Here is a 15,830-nt window from a genome sequence, read left to right as displayed (position 1 = left end):
ATCTTGTGGTTTTTCATGCGATGTTGACCGATGCAACCGGCTCCCGCGTGGCTGCGCGTGCAGCCAGGAAGGCAAGAGCAGCCGCCACGCCCAGCAACGCAGCGCTCAACTCGAAGGTTGCTCGATAGCCGCTCGAGTCAAACACCAGCCCGCCAACGGTTGCGCCCGAGGCAATGGCCAGTTGAATGATCGCCACCATTAAGCCGCCTCCCGCTTCAGCAGCCTCTGGCAATGTTCTGGCCAGCCATGTCCACCATCCCACTGGAGCTGCCGTTGCAACCAGTCCCCAGAGACCCAACAAGACAGTGGTGGTGGTCGCCGAACTGCCGAATGAAACGAGCGCCAGTGCGATCACCGCCATCAATATCGGGATGACGATGAGGGTGCGATGCAGGCCATTTTTCAAGAAGGCTTCTATCAGGAAGGTTCCTGCGAGGCCCGCCAGCCCCAGGACGAGCAACATCAGCGACAGCATGGAAACACTGACGTGCGTAACCGTTTCAAGGAACGGGCGCAGGTAGGTAAACAGCATGAACTGACCCATGAAAAAGACACTGACCGCCACCATGCCTAGCGCGACCGGTAGGCTTTTCATCAGCCTGAAGACACTCCCAGTGCTTGAACTGCTTTGCGACTTCATCGCCGGAAGGCTAAACAGCAGCCAGACAGAGGCGATTACCGCGACCGGGATGACGCACAAAAATGCACCGCGCCAGCCGATCAACGCGCCAAGGAAACTGCCCAACGGCGCTGCAATCACTGTTGCCAGAGCGTTGCCGCCATTGACGATTGCCATGGCGCGAGTGATCTGGTCTTCAGGCACCAGGCGCATGGCGGTTGCCGCCGACAGCGACCAGAAGCCGCCTATCGCTACCCCGATCAACGCACGGCCGATCATGAATACCCAGTAATTCGGCGCGAAAGCGACCACTGTTCCCGAAATGATCATCAGCACAGTCAGTGACAACAGCAGAGGTTTGCGGTCGACCCGCGCCGCCACCGAAGCGATCAGGAGGCTGGCGAACAGCGCAAACAGCCCAGAGACAGAAATGCCCTGGCCTGCTTGCCCCTCGGTGATATGCAAATCGGCGGCAATCGGCGTCAGCAGGCTGACGGGCATGAATTCCGACGCCACCAGCACGAAGGCTGCAAGCGACATGGCAAATACGGCGCCCCACGATTGTTCAGCTTTCCGGGGGGCGTGGAGGGAGTGGCTGGTCATTGATTGAATCCTGTCATGCGCGAAGCGTCGCGGCCCCGTAAACGAGGCCGCGAGAGAGAACCGGCACCCATTGAAGAAAAAGAGGCAACAAGCAGCCCGAGGGCAAGCAAAATGCCTTTCACTGGATAGTCCTTTCGATTGAGTGGTTATTCGCTGGCGCCTTTCGCTTCGCCCGCCAATGTGGCGTTGTCGATCACGAAGCGATATTTGACGTCGCCCTTGAGCATCCGCTCGTAGGCGTCGTTGATCTGATCGGCTCGAACCAGTTCGATGTCGGCGACGATGCCGTGTTCGGCGCAGAAATCGAGCATCTCCTGCGTTTCAGGGATGCCGCCGATCATCGAGCCGGCAATCGTTCGGCGCTTCATGATCAGGTTGAACACGTTGGGCGACGGATGTGGCGATGCCGGTGCCCCGACGAGGGTCAACGCACCATCGCGCTTAAGGAGTACCAGGAAAGCATCCAGATCGTGGGGCGCTGCGACGGTGTTGAGGATGAAGTCGAAGCTCTTGGTATGCGCGGCCATCTCCTCAGCGTTGCGCGATACCACAACTTCGTCAGCGCCCAACTCCTTCGCCGCTTCGCGCTTGGATTCGGACGTGGTGAACGCCACAACGTGGGCGCCCATCGCATGGGCCAGTTTGATGCCCATGTGGCCCAGCCCACCGATGCCGACCACACCGATTTTCTTGCCCGGCCCGGCGTTCCAGTGACGCAGCGGGGAGTACGTGGTGATGCCCGCGCACAGCAGCGGTGCGACGGCGGCCAGTTGCTCCTCCGGGTGGCGGATGCGCAACACGTAGCGTTCATGCACCACGATGTTTTGTGAGTACCCACCCAGCGTCCAGCCGGGTGCGTCCGGGGTCGGGAAGTTGTAGGTGCCGATCATGCCATCGCAGTAGTTTTCCAGACCGGTTTCACACTCGTCACAGTGTTTGCAGCTGTCGACGATGCAACCGACGCCGACCAGGTCTCCAACAGTGAAATCCGAAACATGCGCACCCACCGCCGATACACGACCGACAATTTCGTGCCCCGGTACGCAAGGAAACTGCGTGCCTGCCCATTCGGCACGCACCTGATGCAAGTCCGAATGGCAGATGCCGCAGAAGGCGATATCGATCTGAACGTCATGGGCGGTTGGGGAGCGGCGGCTGATCAGCAAAGGCTCAAGGGGGTTGTCGCCCGCATGAGCACCATAGGCTTGTACAAGCATGGGAGAGTCCTCGATGGTGTGTCGGATGAACATTTTCCCGCTCGGCCCTGACTGCAAACAGTGCATTACGCTGGATTACTTGCCTGATTCTATGAGTCTGCGTTCTATTGCAGGACGGTTGCGTGCGGGCGAGTTAGAGTTCAGCGAAGAGGTACGAGACGAACATGATGCCCCAACACGAAACCGCCACATCGCCCCAGGAGGCGCTCGCCCAGGTCATTGGCTCGCGGGTCTTGAAACCCGGTGACTACGCAACCTCGATTGCGGGCCTCGGCTTCTTTAGGCGCGAACATCCGTCGCCGCCCGTTGTTTGCATGGTCGAACCGAGCATCATTCTTGTCGCCCAAGGCGAGAAACAGCTGTGGGTAGGCGGTGAGGGTTATCCGTATGACACCTCGCGTTTTCTGGTCACCTCACTGGATTTGCCGGCCAACTCGGAGGTGCTCGAGGCGAGCCCGGAGCAACCGTGCCTGGGGCTGACGTTCAAGCTCGATTTGCGCATGCTGGCAGAGCTGATAGCGCAGAGTGACCTGCCGCCCACCCGTGAACGCTCGGTCGCGAAAGGGGTAGGCATCGGTTCAGTGACCGCAGCCATGCTGGCGCCGTTCGAGCGCTTGTTGGCGCTGCTCGATGAGCCGGAAGCTATTCCTGTTCTCGCCCCTTTGATCCAGCGTGAAATTCACTACCGTCTCTTGAAAAGTGACCAGGCGGGCAGGTTGCGACAAATCACTTCTGTCGATGGTCAGGGCTATCGAATCGCCAAAGCCATCGATTGGCTGAAGTTGAATTACACCTTGGCCCTTCGCGTCGACGACCTTGCCGCCCGGGTACAGATGAGCACGCCGACCTTTCACCACCATTTCCGCCAGCTCACCGCGATGAGCCCGTTGCAGTACCAAAAATGGCTACGGCTAAACGAGGCGAGGCGCTTGATGCTCAACGAGCATCAGGATGTATCGAGCGCGGCGTTCAAAGTCGGCTATGAAAGCCCTTCGCAGTTCAGCCGCGAATACAGCAGGCTGTTTGGAGTCGCGCCTAAACGAGATATCGCAGTGTTGCGAGGGGCAGGCTAGCGCCATGGTGACGGAGAGCTACCAAACCAGCGTTTGCAAGACCGTGTCCGGAGAAACCCACGGGGATTCACGGCAAACACCTTACGCTGCGTTTTATGGATGACCACCAAACCATGGAGGTCGGAATGAGCCAACTCCCGACCGCCATGCGTCGCGCCATTTTCCGCCCGAAGATTACTCCGCCGACGTTTGCAGTACCTCAATCCATAACGCACCTTTGCCCGACGTCGCTTCACTGACACGTTTCAAGGTGCCGTTGTTGCTGACCGCGTAAGTGCCGACTTTTTCGCTTTTCTCGCCCGTCACTAGCAACCAGCGCCCGTTGGGTGAAAAAGCGATATTGCGTGGCTGCTTCTCTTCCACTGGATAGTTCTCGAGAAAGCTCAAGCCACCTGTTGAAGGGTCAACCGCGAATGCTGATACCGAACTGCTGGTGCGCTCGGTCATCAACAGTAGCTTGCCATCGGGCGAGATCCGCAGGTCCGCCGCCCAGATGCGTGGTGTGGGGTCGTCCTTCAAGTCGTTGTTACGTGCCCTTGGCCCGGTTCGGCTATGCGCAGCTGAATCCCTTTTCGCCAGTTGGGTGTCGATCTGTTTACCTGACACCGAGCCGCCAAGGGGACGCAACGTCTCCTCGCCAGCCAACGTTCAGTCAGTCACAGACCCCTGAGGTATTCTCCCGGCGAAACTGTCCACCAGGCTCGCCACCACCATCTCTCCCATTCGCGTGCGGGTCTGCAGCGTCGCACTCGCGCGATGAGGCTGCAGCACCACGTTCTCGTTACCAAACAGTGCCTCGGGGACGTTCGGTTCATCGACAAACACATCCAGCGCCGCACCCGCGATCTCTCCAGCGGCAAGCGCCGTCACCAGATCGACCTCGTTGACCAGCTTGCCGCGCGCCACGTTGATCAGATACCCGTCCTTGCCCAGCGCCTGCAGCACCTCGGCATTGATGATGGCTTCAGCCTTGTCGGCGGCGGCCGCGAGAATCAGCGCATCACTGTTGCTGGCCAGCTGCTTCAGATCGGCGATGAAAGTGTGGCTCACATCGCTCATCGGCTGCAGATCGGTGTAGCTGATCGGGCAGCCAAACGCGGCGGCTCGAGTCGCCACTGCGCGGCCGACCCGGCCCATGCCGACGATGCCGATGCGCATGCCCGACACCTGACGCGCCAACGGCAACGGGGCCAGCGGTGTGGGGCTATGGGGCCATTGGCCCGAACGCACGTAGCGATCACTGGTGCACAGGCCCCGGCACACGGCAATCAACAATCCGATGGCCAGGTCGGCGACGTCTTCGGTCAGCGCGCCGATGGTTGCGGTCACGCGGATACCGCGATCCCGGGCATACGCCAGATCCACCGCATCGGTGCCCACGCCGTTGACCGCCACCACTTCCAGTTTCGGTAGCTGCGCCATCAGCGCCTGGCTGATACCGGTATGCCCGCCGGTAATCACCCCGCGAATGTTCGCGCCGTGTGCCTGCAAATAAGCCTGCTTGTCGGCCTGCTGGAAGTAACGTCTGACGGTGAACAGCTCATCGAGCCGCGCGTTGATTTCAGGGATCAGGATCGGGCTGAGCTGCAAGACTTCTGGCTTCATGTAAACCTCGCGTAACGGAATAAAAAGGCCGGTTCAACCGCGACCGGCAAACGGCATGGCGCTAGCCATGACGGTCATGTTCAGGACGTTCGCCTCCAGCGGCAGACCGGCGATGTAGCGCACGGCATCGGCCACATGCTTGACGTCCACCATCGGCTCCACGGCGATGGTGCCGTTGGCCTGGCGCACGCCTTTGGTCATGCGCACCGACATGTCGGTCAAGGCGTTGCCGATGTCGATCTGGCTGCAGACGATGTTGAATTCGCGCCCGTCCAGGGCCAGGGATTTGGTCAATCCCAGCACCGCGTGTTTACTGGCGGTGTAGGCGCTGCTGAACGGTCGTGGGGTATGGGCCGAGATCGAGCCGTTATTGATGATGCGTCCGCCCTGTGGCTGTTGCCGGCGCATCAGTGCGAACGCTCCACGGGCGCAGAGGAAAACGCCGTTGAGGTTGGTGTCGATCACGTTTCGCCACTGCTCGAATGTCAGCTCATCGAGCGGTACGGCAGGGGCGTTGACCCCGGCGTTGTTGAACACCACGTCGAGGCGTCCGCATACCTCGGTGATGGTTGCAAACAGCGCATCGACACTGGCCGGATCACGTACATCAGTGGGCACCGCCAAGGCTTCGCGTCCCTCGCTGACCGCCCATTCGACCAAGGCCTGCAATGGCTCTGGCCGACGTCCGGCCAACACCAGGGTGAATCCGTCGGCCATCAGGGCCAGGGCCACGGCGCGGCCGATTCCGCTGCCGGCGCCGGTGACCAGGGCCACTTTCAAAGGACTGTTCATGTTGTTATCTCCTTTTTCAATTCACGAGGGCGTATGCCGGGCTCAAGGTCGCTGACCGACGCGCATTTCCAGTTGGCCGATGCCGTCGATCCCGGCGTTGATGATGTCGCCCGGTTGCAGCACATCGACGCCTGCCGGGCTGCCGGTCATGATCAAGTCACCGGCCCGGAGCGTTACCGACTGCGAGATGCGGCTGATGATTTCACTGACCGACCAGATCTGGCTGTCGAGGCTGTCGCGCTGGCGCTCTTGGCCGTTGACGTTCAGCCACAAATCGCCGTCCGGGTGTCCCGCGCGAGTCACCGGCACAATGGTGGTCATCGGCGCGGCGCCGTCGAACACCTTGGCACCTTCCCACGGCAAACCATTGCTTTTGGCCGCGCGCTGGACATCGCGACGGGTCAGATCAAGACCGGCGGCATAGCCCCAGACATAGGCCAGTGCCTGACTCTCCGGGATATTGGCGCCGCCCTCACCGATGGCCACGACCAATTCGATTTCGTGGACAAACTCTTCGGTCAACGGCGGGAAAGTCACTTCACCCGCCGCATCCACGACGTTGCTCGCCGGCTTCATAAAGAACACTGGCGGCAGGCGGGACTGGCCTTGGGTATCTGGCCAAGGGTAGTTGCGGCCGACGCAAAATACCCGGCCAACGGGAAAGCGCTGCTGGCTGCCAGCAACCGGCAAGGTCACGGGCAGATCCGGGGTAAACACGTACTCGGTCATCGTCATTTTTGTAGTCGTCCTGTTAGAAGCATCAGCGTACGGCGGCAATCTTTTGCGAAGTTGGACGAAGGCCGCCTCGTGTTGGAGAAAAACGGTTTCTTGGCTCAGCGCGCCTTGAGTTCGATGCGATACAAGCGACCGAGCAGCAACGAATAGGACAAGGTACCGACTAGCGCCACGCCGCCGATGAACCAGAAGGCATAGGCAAACGAACCTGTCGCGTGGACGATCCCGCCAATCACAATCGGAGTGACGATCCCGCCGATGTTGGCGGCCAGGCTGGTGACCCCGCCGGTCAGTCCGATCAATTCCTTGGGCGCGACTTCCGATACGGCCGCCCACGACGACGAAGCGATTCCCTGGGCGAAAAAAGCGATGGTCAACACGGCAATGCAGATCACGTTCGAGTCGGTGAAATTCACCAGCACAATCGACATCCCCAGCATCGACCCGACCACCAAGGGCAACTTGCGAGCGAAGGACATTGAGTAACCACGGCGTATCAGCAAGTCGGAGACGATGCCGGCCAGCAGAATGCCGACCGTTGCACCCACGAACGGCAGCACGACGAAGATCCCGGCCTTGATCATGGTCAGCTTGCGTTCTTCGATCAGGTACGTCGGGAACCAGGTCAGGAAGAAGTACAACGCCGAGGTGCTGGCGAACTTGCCGATGCAAATCGCCCAGATCTGCCGATAGCTGAACAGCTCGGCGATCTGCCGCCAGTTGAACCGGGTGCGCTCCTGACTGCTCTTGACCAGTCCACCCCCGGCTTCGATGTATTTCAGTTCTTCCTGGCTGACGTTCTTGCAGCTCAACGGATCGCGGTACACGTAGAGCCAGATCACACCGAACACAATGCCGAGTATCCCGGTGCTGTAGAAAACATGGCGCCAGTCATAGGTCGTGGCCAGCCATAACAGCACGCCGGTAAATAGTGCCGTGCCCAGATATTGGCCGCACACGTAAATGCTGCTGGCCATGCCCCGTTCGCGGGCCGGGAACCACACCGTGACCGCTCGGCTGTTGGCCGGAAACGCTGGAGCCTCCATGGCGCCGACGGCCAGACGCAGCCCGAACAGCGAAGCGAAGCCGGTGGCAAAGCCCTGGCACACGGTGACCGTAGACCAACTGATCAGCGACACCCCGTAGGTGAACCGGGAACCGAAGCGATCGGCAATGAACCCGGCGGGGACCAAGGCAAGTGCGTAGGTCCAGGCAAACGCGGAAAAAATCAGGCCCATTTCGATCTTGTCCAGGCCCAGATCCTTGGCCATGAACGGTGCGGCAATCGAGATGTTCACGCGGTCGATGTAGTTGATGATGGTCGCAATCAGCAGCAACGACAGCATGAACCAGCGCCGACGCGTCGGCAGTCGCTGAGGCAGCAGAGCGTCCCGGGTGCGGGCACTCGCCGACGGCGCGGTGGACGGGGAGGTTTGCGAGTTCGACATGAGTAGACCTCTTTATTGTTAGAAGAATCGAGATGTTGGCGCGCAGCCGAAGCCGATGCCCCCAGTCCCGGGGCAGAGCAATCGCTACTTGAATGAGAGGCGCGGACAGCCGCTGTCAGGCGCTCAGATACGCCTTCGGACTGGCTCGATCGGGGGAGGGTTAGCGAGGGAAAAAAGCTGGTTCATCACGTGCACACCTTTTGATTGTTTTTGGAAAGGTTGGGCTGCATTGCCTGTCACAGTGGTCGTACAACCTTTCAAAATCAACGGGGCGTTAGATCGTTTTTTCTCCTGGAAACAGCGAATGATGCAGGTGTCCAAGAAAACGAAAATCAGATCATTTGCACGGATCTACTTAATGCTCTTCATAACATGATGTTTTTAAATGATTAATTATTGTTTTGTGCGTCTGGTTTTTTTGGACAGACGCCACATCACACACGGATACAATTAACGCGCCGTATGCCATTGTCATCCTATGACTTGTTGAAGCCAGCGGTATCTGCCTTCACAATCACCGCAGTCGCCGCCAGCTTCGCGGCGCGACGACAACCTGTCCATGTACCTGTCGAGGAATCCCAGGCGATGTCGTCACCCGATCGAGTGCCCACTTACGTCATGCAGCAACGCAGCGAATTGACGGACTTTTACATTCGCGACAAAAAGGGCCGGCGCGCCGAAACCAGTCCGCATCGCCATGAGTATTTCCAGATCCAGGTCAATCTCGGTGGCGATACCGTGCAGCACATCGGGAACGTCAAACGTCCGTTTCCGCGCAATACGCTGGCCTTCATCCTGCCGCATCGCGTGCACGTGATTCCGCATCCGGACGACAGCAATTTCATGGTGATCAATTTTTCCCAGACCTTTCTGCTGCCGCACTTGCAGTGCGATCCGATGGATCTGGAGGAAGTCTCGATTCTGCTGGCGCCGGAGTTGTCGCCGTTCCGCTTTCAGGAACATCTGGATTTCATTCTGGCCGATGAGGACTTCCGCAAAATCTGTGCCCTGATCGAACAGATGCGCGTGCTCGATGAAAACCGTCAGTTCGGCACTCGCGAGATGCTCAAGGGGTTGTTGCTGCAACTGGTGGGGAGCGTTTGCGCCTTGTATGCCGAGCCGCTCAAACGGTTGGCCGAAGAGAATGCCGCCGAAGTCAGCCGACGCGATGCGCTGGGCAGGATGTCCGAATACTTGCGCAAGAATATTGCCGACCCTGATCTCAACCTGATCAAGGTGGCTGCCGCGACCTACCTGTCACCGACGTATCTGACGCACTGTTTGCGCAAGGAAATCGGCAAGACCTTCACGGAGCTGGTACTCGAGCGCAGGATGCACGCGGCACGCAATTATTTGCTCAATGGGACACGACCGGTGGGGGAGGTGGCGAGGTTGTGCGGTTTCGCTGACGAGGCTTATTTCTCCCGGCGCTTTCGCCAGATACATGGCCAGCCACCCCGGCAATTCAGACGTCAGCAACTCAATCCCGATACTCCGCAATCACCGTCCAACACGTGATCGACGATGCAGCACAGCGCGCTGCACTGAGCGAATCGTTCATTCGCAGAGTTGGCCGTCAGTAAAATTTGACGGCCTCCGCTTGCCACGCTTCAACCTGCAGGCGCCCCATAAACGCCACGTTGCCCAAGCGCATTTCACTGCATCGGCACCTGGAGGCGGCAGGTGAACATCAGCTGTACTGATTTGCCGAACTGGCAGCGGATTTTAGCTTCCTGGAATGGGTCAGCTGATAAGCAATTGCCAGCCAAATGAACCACCCTGGCATGACCAGTAAGGCAATACGAGTGTCAGGTCTTAATGCCAGAAGACAGAGAACAAACCCCAGGAACGCCAGGGAGAACCAAGCCATCGGCACGCCGCCAGGCATCTTGTAGGCCGATTTCGCATGCAGGTCAGGCCGGCTTTTTCGATAGGCAATGTATGACGCGAGGATGGTCGACCAAGTGAAAATCACCAGGATCGCCGACACGGTAGAGACGATGGTGAAAGCTGTCATGACTTCCGGAACGATGAAAAGCAGCAGTACACCCACCAGCATCAACAGTGTGGTGAACGCCAGGCTTAGCAAGGGCACGCTACTGCTCGACAGGCGCCGAAAAATCCTCGGAGCATTGTCGTGATTAGCCAATCCAAACAGCATGCGACTGGATGAAAATACGCCACTGTTGGCCGATGAGGCGGCAGACGTCAGCACCACAAAGTTGACGATACCTGCTGCTGCGGGAAACCCTGCAACCAGAAACAGTTCGACGAATGGACTCTTGCTGGGCGAAACCTGTTGCCAGGAAGTCACCGCAATAATGCAGGCCAGTGACAGAACATAAAACAGGATGATTCTCAGCGGAATCGAGTTGATGGCTTTAGGCAGGGTTTTTTCGGGAGTGCGGGTTTCGGCGGCTGCAATGCCGATCAGCTCGGTGCCGGCAAATGAGAAGATGGCCATCTGGAAACCGGCGAAGAAACCGAACAAGCCGTTAGGGAAGGTTGCCTGTTTATCCAGCAGATGGCTCAGGGATGCCGTGACGCCATTGGGTGAGACAAAGGAGCTGGCAATCAGCACCATGCTGACGCCAATCAGGGTGATGACGGCAATGATCTTGATGATTGCGAACCAGAACTCCACTTCACCGAAAAGCCTCACGGTCAGCACGTTCAAGGCAAACAGCGTCATTAGCATACCGATGGCCGGTATCCAGGCAGGTACATCGGGGAACCAGTACTGAAAGAATCCGCCGACCACCACGGAATCGCCCACCACCGCGACGCTCCAACTCAGCCAGTACGACCAACCGAGGAAAAATGCCGCGCGTGGTCCGAGGTAAGCACCGGCAAAATCCGCAAAGCTTTTGAAATTCAAGTTGGACAGCAACAGTTCGCCCATGGCGCGCATGACGAAGTAGACGAACATCCCGATGATCATATAAACGAGGATGATCGACGTGCCTGAGAGGGCAATGATCTTTCCGGAACCCATGAACAGGCCGGTACCGATGGCGCCTCCCATGGCCATTAATTGGATGTGACGATTGCTGAGCGTGCGCTGCAGCGCGGGCTGTTCAACCCGCTCGGACGGAGTCGATTTCATTACAAAACCTCTTGATTTTATGTTTTTGAGTTTTGGCAGAAAGTGGGTGCCTAGCGTTCTTGTTAGAGATGCAACAGCTACTGACGGTGGTGGTTTGGGGGCTGCGGAGTTTCTCCTCAACGAACAAGGTGCGTGGCCCGTTGGCACCTTGTTCAGGGGCATCACCTATGGCCGTCAGCTGGCCGTGCGTAGGCGAGAGGGGATGATTGCTGGCTGCTGATCAAGCAGTTGGTAGAGGTTTTTTATATTGGCAGGTGTCGGCACCAGATGGATGCGCTCACCGATGGCGTGCTCTCGCGCCAGGTCGTGCACGTAGCGCAGTGACGAAAAGTCTTCCAGGGCAAAACCCACCGAATCGAAAACGGTGACCTGTGCGTCGTTCTCGCGCCCCAGTGCCTCGCCCAGAACAATCCGGAAAAACTCTACGACCGGAAAGTCGGGCTCCAGTTGTTGAATATCGCCTTCAATTCGGGTTTGAGGTTCAAACTCAACGATGACTCGGGCATTACGCAGGATCTCGGCGTGCAGTTCGGTTTTCCCGGGGCAGTCACCGCCAACGGCATTGATATGCATGCCGGGCTCAATCATCTCGGGCGTCAGAATCGTCGCATAGGCTTTGTCTGCGGTGACTGTGGTGACGATGTGCGCGCCCTTGACCGCTTCCTGTACCGAGTTGGCCAGAATCACCTCAATATCCGGGAATGCGGACAGGTTGTGCTTCAACTTGAGTGAAGCGTCGCGATCGATATCGAAAATGCGTATTTCCTTGATGGACAGCATTTCGTGGAAGGCGAGGGCCTGAAACTCGCTCTGGGCGCCATTGCCGATGATGGCCATGGAGCTCGCACCCGGGCGCGCCAGGAACTTGGCGACCAAGGCAGAGGTCGCGGCAGTGCGCACGGCTGTGGTCAGCGTCAGTTCACTGAGCAAGGTTGGATAGCCACTGTGGACATCGGCCAGGACACCGAAGGCCATGACCGTCAGCAAGTCCCTTTGACCATTGTCCGGGTGGCCATTCACGTATTTGAACGAATACTGTTGGCCATCGTCGGTCGGCATCAACTCGATCACACCGTCGGCCGAATGATTGGCGGTGCGGGGCGACTTATCAAACTGTGCCCAGCGTGAATAGTCAGCTTCGATGTAAGTCGCCATTTCGCGGATTACGCGGCGGATTCCCACCTTGGCGAACAGGCGTGCGGCATGATCGACGTCTATAAAAAGAGTCATGTTTTTATTCTCCGGTTCAATAGTTGAAGCACTGCGATTCAGGGGGTGACTCAGGCGCGTTTGCTTTCGTAGCCATGCAGCACGTTGACCGCATTGATCCCGATTTCATCGACCATGTAGCCGCCTTCCATCACAAACAGGGTGGGGCAGCCCACGCCCGCTAGCAGCTCGCCGATGCCGATGAAGTCTTCGCTTTCCAGCAGGAAATGGCTGATGGGGTCGTCCTTGAACGTGTCGACGCCCAGTGAAATAACCAGCACTTGAGGGGCAAATTGCTGGAGTTTCTTGCAGGCGTGGAGCAAGGCGTTGCGGTAGCTTTCCCAAGTGGTGTTCTTCGGCAACGGATAGTTCAGGTTGTAACCTTCGCCGTGGCCAGCGCCGACTTCGTGGCTGTAGCCTGAGTAGTACGGATAGGACACCGTCGGTTCGCCGTGCAGCGAGACAAACATGACGTCACTGCGCCCGTAGAAAATGTTCTGGGTACCGTTGCCATGATGAAAGTCGACGTCCAGTACCGCGACACGTTTGGCGCCTCGGGTGATGGCCTGTTGTGCGGCAATGGCGGCGTTATTGAGATAGCAGTAGCCGCCCATGTACTCACGCGCGGCGTGATGGCCGGGCGGGCGGCACAGGGCAAAGGCACTGTCGTGGCCTTCATCGATCAGCGCCAGTCCGGTCAGCGCGATATCGGCGCTGGTTTTTACCGCGTGCCATGTGGTGGCGGTAATGGGCGAGCCGGCGTCCATGGCATAGAAACCCAGTTTGCCGTCGATGAAAGTCGGCACTTGCTCGTTGGCCAGGTCGCGCACCGGCCATACCAGCGGCAAGGCATCGTGGGTGCGACCGGTGGCGCTCCATTCAGACCAGGCGTTTTCCAGAAAGGCTACATAGCGCTCGCTGTGCGCGTTGACATAGCACGCCCTGTCAAATTCTCGCGGTTCGATGACCTGGCCAAGCCCTACCTGCTTGACCCGTTTATGGACGGTATCGGCCCGACTGGGCTGTTCGAAGGACGGCTTGAGCACGCCGTCTTTCAACTCGGTGCCGTGGTGCAAACGGTGGGAATCACTGAAAACTGTGAACATTGTGCGCATCCGTTGATGTGGGCCAGTGCAAATATTCTGTTCCGGCTGGGATGCGCTTTCTTTGCTTTGTTTTCGTGGTTTGCTAGTTTATTCGGGAATATTTACTCGGGAATGGCGTAATGCAGAAAAAATCATCCAAACGCATCAGTCTCGACGACACCGACCTGGCGATTCTCGCGTTGCTGCAGGAGGACGCGAGTATTTCCAACGCCGAGCTCAGTGAGCGGCTGTCGTTAAGCCTTACGCCTTGCTGGCGGCGGCGTAAGAGAATGGAGGAGGCGGGCGTGATAAAGGGCTACCAGGCCAACCTTGATCGACGAATGCTGGGGCTGGATATCATGGCGTTCGTGCACATCCGTTTTTCTACCCACGCCGATCACGCTCCGGACGCCTTCGAGGCAGTGATTGCGCAATTGCCCGAAGTATTGTCCTGTCACAAAGTCACCGGGGATGCCGATTACGTGCTGCAAGTGCTGGCAGAGGATCTGGATAGCTACAGCGACTTTATCGAGCAGGTACTCAGGCGCCAGACTGGTATTGCATCCATCCAGTCCAGTTTGTCGTTACGCGAGGTCAAGACCAGTAGCCGTATAGCGATCCCCCAATCGAGCAGGGGGTAAAACGATTGAGGTAGTCCGCAGCCACGACGATGGCCCGGTCGACATTGGGCGACAGCCACCGAACAATCTTGTCCTCTGGAACAGACGCGACCAAACGAATGCCTGTATCGTGGCCGTCTCCAATCACGTCGACCCATTTTATTGGGTCACGCTGAGGTCAAACTCAATGCCCGGGTCGTGGTCGACAAAGACCGAAAAACAGGCCCTGAAAAAATTCTTCGCCATCGCTTAATACGTTCAGCCATTAAAAAAAGCAGCCCTTTGGCACCGATAACATCGTTTCTCGGGCGCACCGCTTTTCAATATATTGGCCGCCAGATCTGGTGAATGACTCAACACTCACCACCCTCAGTGCGAGTAATCCTAATGAACAATAAACCTGACAACGCAGGGCTAGATAACGCCGGAGCGGGGACCCGAGCGGTCTGGGGTGGGGAGCAAGTCAGGCACCCCTACAACGCCACTCAAACACCGATCGTGGTCAGCGCCGCTTACGGTTACGACGACATCGACGTCTGGTACGACGTTGCGTTGGGCAAGACGCCGGGCTTTATCTACAGCCGCATGAGCAACCCGACGGTCGAGACCCTCGAAGCAAAAATTCGCGAGTTGGAAATGGCCGAGTCCGCCGTGGCCTTCAGCAGCGGCATGGCGGCAATCAGCAGTGTACTTTTCACCTTCCTGGCCAATGGCGATCGTGTGGTGTCGACCAAGGACAGCTACGGTGGCACCAACAAGATTTTCGAAGAATTCCTGCCGCGCACGGGCGTTGAGGTGACCTTGTGCGAGACGTTCGATCACGAGGAGATCGAGCGTGAAATCGCCAAAGGCTGCCAGTTGGTGTACCTGGAAACGCCGACTAACCCGACCCTGAAAATACTCGATATCCAGCGTTTGGTGGCTGCGGCCAGGCGCGTCGGTGCCGTGGTGGTGGCGGACAACACCTTTGCCACGCCGCTGAATCAGAACCCCTTGGCATTAGGGGTGGACGTGGTCATCCACAGCGCGACCAAGTTCCTCAGCGGTCATGGTGACGTGCTTGGCGGCCTGGTGTGCGGCAGCGAATCCTTGATGGCCAAGGTTCGTCATTATCGGGAAATCAACGGTGCGACGCTCGACCCGTTCTCGGCCTACATGATCATCCGGGGCATGAAAACGCTGGTGCTGCGCATGCGTCAACAGCAACGCAGTGCCCGTGCCCTGGCGGAGTTCCTCTGCACCGAACCGTTGGTGGAGTCGGTCAATTATCCTGGCTTGCCCGGTCATCCGAACCACGCTGTGGCGTGCACGCAAATGTCCGGTTTCGGCGCCATCGTCAGTTTTGTTCTGGTCGGTGGGATGGACACGGTCAAGGTGCTCTTGCCACGTCTGCGATTCGCCCACTGCGCGGGCAATCTCGGTGCAGTGGAAACCATTTACGGCCCGGCCCGGACCACCAGCCATGTCGAGAACACGCTGGAGGAACGACTGGCTCTGGGTATCTCCGAAGGACTGGTGCGGGTCTCGGTCGGCATTGAAGACACTGACGATCTGCTCGACGATTTGAAGCAGGCGTTCGCTTTTGTCAGGTGTTCGCGCGATGAGCTGGCACAGGCAAACACACAGCACTCAAACAACAAAACGTGCATCGAGGCAGCAAGCTGAAGTTCTAACGTTAGTACCTCACGACAAGGCCGTTAGTGAGGCGTTCATGAAGT

Annotated in this window: 13 protein-coding genes and 1 pseudogene; 4 read left to right on the top strand and 10 right to left on the bottom strand. The window is 58.2% G+C overall.

The features are described from left to right. Positions 1–13: 13 nt before the first annotated feature. Positions 14–1,222, bottom strand: coding sequence for an MFS transporter (locus KGB14_RS06940; protein WP_223485127.1), 1,209 nt, complete (start codon positions 1,220–1,222; stop codon positions 14–16). A 146-nt stretch (positions 1,223–1,368) separates the two neighbouring features. Continuing rightward, complete coding sequence (locus KGB14_RS06935) at positions 1,369–2,439, bottom strand: NAD(P)-dependent alcohol dehydrogenase (protein WP_223485125.1); 1,071 nt, start codon at positions 2,437–2,439, stop codon at positions 1,369–1,371. Positions 2,440–2,603: 164 nt separating this feature from the next. Here KGB14_RS06935 and KGB14_RS06930 point away from each other — a divergent pair, with 164 nt between their 5' ends. Beyond that, positions 2,604–3,512, top strand: coding sequence for an AraC family transcriptional regulator (locus tag KGB14_RS06930; RefSeq protein ID WP_223485123.1), 909 nt, complete (start codon positions 2,604–2,606; stop codon positions 3,510–3,512). A 174-nt stretch (positions 3,513–3,686) separates the two neighbouring features. On the opposite strand, the pseudogene KGB14_RS06925 reads toward KGB14_RS06930, so the two are convergent. The 5 genes and pseudogenes from KGB14_RS06925 to KGB14_RS06905 form a co-directional block, all read right to left on the bottom strand. Next, positions 3,687–4,046 (bottom strand): annotated as a pseudogene (locus tag KGB14_RS06925) (lactonase family protein); the annotation flags it as partial. 114 nt (positions 4,047–4,160) lie between these two features. After that, the gene (locus KGB14_RS06920) at positions 4,161–5,117 is read right to left on the bottom strand and encodes a 2-hydroxyacid dehydrogenase (protein WP_223485121.1); all 957 of its coding nucleotides are present in this window, start codon (positions 5,115–5,117) and stop codon (positions 4,161–4,163) included. 33 nt (positions 5,118–5,150) lie between these two features. After that, positions 5,151–5,909, bottom strand: a complete 759-nt coding sequence (locus tag KGB14_RS06915; RefSeq protein WP_223485119.1) for an SDR family oxidoreductase — start codon at positions 5,907–5,909, stop codon at positions 5,151–5,153. Between the two features lie 42 nt (positions 5,910–5,951). Beyond that, positions 5,952–6,644 (bottom strand): fumarylacetoacetate hydrolase family protein, encoded by a 693-nt coding sequence (locus KGB14_RS06910; protein ID WP_223485117.1) that lies wholly within the window; start codon positions 6,642–6,644, stop codon positions 5,952–5,954. A 98-nt stretch (positions 6,645–6,742) separates the two neighbouring features. Further along, on the bottom strand, positions 6,743–8,092 hold the full coding sequence (locus KGB14_RS06905) for an MFS transporter (RefSeq protein WP_223485115.1): 1,350 nt from the start codon (positions 8,090–8,092) through the stop codon (positions 6,743–6,745). A gap of 585 nt (positions 8,093–8,677) precedes the next feature. On the opposite strand from KGB14_RS06905, the gene KGB14_RS06900 reads away from it, so the two are divergent. Then, positions 8,678–9,610 carry a helix-turn-helix transcriptional regulator gene (locus KGB14_RS06900; RefSeq protein ID WP_223485113.1) on the top strand — a complete coding sequence of 311 codons (933 nt, stop codon included), beginning with the start codon at positions 8,678–8,680 and terminating at the stop codon, positions 9,608–9,610. A 172-nt stretch (positions 9,611–9,782) separates the two neighbouring features. On the opposite strand, the gene KGB14_RS06895 is transcribed toward KGB14_RS06900, so the two are convergent. From KGB14_RS06895 to KGB14_RS06885, 3 genes are all read right to left on the bottom strand, one after another. Further along, entirely contained in the window at positions 9,783–11,198 is a 1,416-nt protein-coding gene (locus KGB14_RS06895) for an amino acid permease (protein WP_223485111.1), read from the bottom strand. A 174-nt stretch (positions 11,199–11,372) separates the two neighbouring features. After that, positions 11,373–12,428, bottom strand: coding sequence for an ornithine cyclodeaminase (locus KGB14_RS06890; RefSeq protein ID WP_223485109.1), 1,056 nt, complete (start codon positions 12,426–12,428; stop codon positions 11,373–11,375). A gap of 50 nt (positions 12,429–12,478) precedes the next feature. Then, entirely contained in the window at positions 12,479–13,513 is a 1,035-nt protein-coding gene (locus KGB14_RS06885) for a histone deacetylase family protein (RefSeq protein WP_223485108.1), read from the bottom strand. A 119-nt stretch (positions 13,514–13,632) separates the two neighbouring features. Between KGB14_RS06885 and KGB14_RS06880 the strand changes: the two genes are divergently transcribed. Both KGB14_RS06880 and KGB14_RS06875 read left to right on the top strand, forming a co-directional pair. Continuing rightward, positions 13,633–14,133 carry an Lrp/AsnC family transcriptional regulator gene (locus tag KGB14_RS06880; protein WP_223485107.1) on the top strand — a complete coding sequence of 167 codons (501 nt, stop codon included), beginning with the start codon at positions 13,633–13,635 and terminating at the stop codon, positions 14,131–14,133. A 366-nt stretch (positions 14,134–14,499) separates the two neighbouring features. Further along, entirely contained in the window at positions 14,500–15,777 is a 1,278-nt protein-coding gene (locus tag KGB14_RS06875; RefSeq protein ID WP_223485106.1) for a cystathionine gamma-synthase family protein, read from the top strand. Positions 15,778–15,830 lie beyond the last annotated feature (53 nt).

This window comes from Pseudomonas sp. A-RE-19, from assembly GCF_019956555.1.
Classification (GTDB): domain Bacteria; phylum Pseudomonadota; class Gammaproteobacteria; order Pseudomonadales; family Pseudomonadaceae; genus Aquipseudomonas.
The sequence above is the reverse complement of the archived record's forward strand: the minus strand, read 5'-3'. Positions and strand labels throughout refer to the sequence as shown.

Excerpts from the sequence above, each read along its gene's own strand:
- KGB14_RS06940 (WP_223485127.1), bottom strand. The coding sequence starts at position 1,222 with ATGACCAGCCACTCCCTCCACGCCCCCCGGAAAGCTGAACAATCGTGG.
- KGB14_RS06935 (WP_223485125.1), bottom strand. The coding sequence starts at position 2,439 with ATGCTTGTACAAGCCTATGGTGCTCATGCGGGCGACAACCCCCTTGAG.
- KGB14_RS06880 (WP_223485107.1), top strand. The coding sequence starts at position 13,633 with ATGCAGAAAAAATCATCCAAACGCATCAGTCTCGACGACACCGACCTG.
- KGB14_RS06915 (WP_223485119.1), bottom strand. The coding sequence starts at position 5,909 with ATGAACAGTCCTTTGAAAGTGGCCCTGGTCACCGGCGCCGGCAGCGGA.
- KGB14_RS06885 (WP_223485108.1), bottom strand. The coding sequence starts at position 13,513 with ATGTTCACAGTTTTCAGTGATTCCCACCGTTTGCACCACGGCACCGAG.
- KGB14_RS06910 (WP_223485117.1), bottom strand. The coding sequence starts at position 6,644 with ATGACGATGACCGAGTACGTGTTTACCCCGGATCTGCCCGTGACCTTG.
- KGB14_RS06900 (WP_223485113.1), top strand. The coding sequence starts at position 8,678 with ATGTCGTCACCCGATCGAGTGCCCACTTACGTCATGCAGCAACGCAGC.
- KGB14_RS06920 (WP_223485121.1), bottom strand. The coding sequence starts at position 5,117 with ATGAAGCCAGAAGTCTTGCAGCTCAGCCCGATCCTGATCCCTGAAATC.
- KGB14_RS06875 (WP_223485106.1), top strand. The coding sequence starts at position 14,500 with ATGAACAATAAACCTGACAACGCAGGGCTAGATAACGCCGGAGCGGGG.
- KGB14_RS06895 (WP_223485111.1), bottom strand. The coding sequence starts at position 11,198 with ATGAAATCGACTCCGTCCGAGCGGGTTGAACAGCCCGCGCTGCAGCGC.
- KGB14_RS06905 (WP_223485115.1), bottom strand. The coding sequence starts at position 8,092 with ATGTCGAACTCGCAAACCTCCCCGTCCACCGCGCCGTCGGCGAGTGCC.
- KGB14_RS06890 (WP_223485109.1), bottom strand. The coding sequence starts at position 12,428 with ATGACTCTTTTTATAGACGTCGATCATGCCGCACGCCTGTTCGCCAAG.
- KGB14_RS06930 (WP_223485123.1), top strand. The coding sequence starts at position 2,604 with ATGATGCCCCAACACGAAACCGCCACATCGCCCCAGGAGGCGCTCGCC.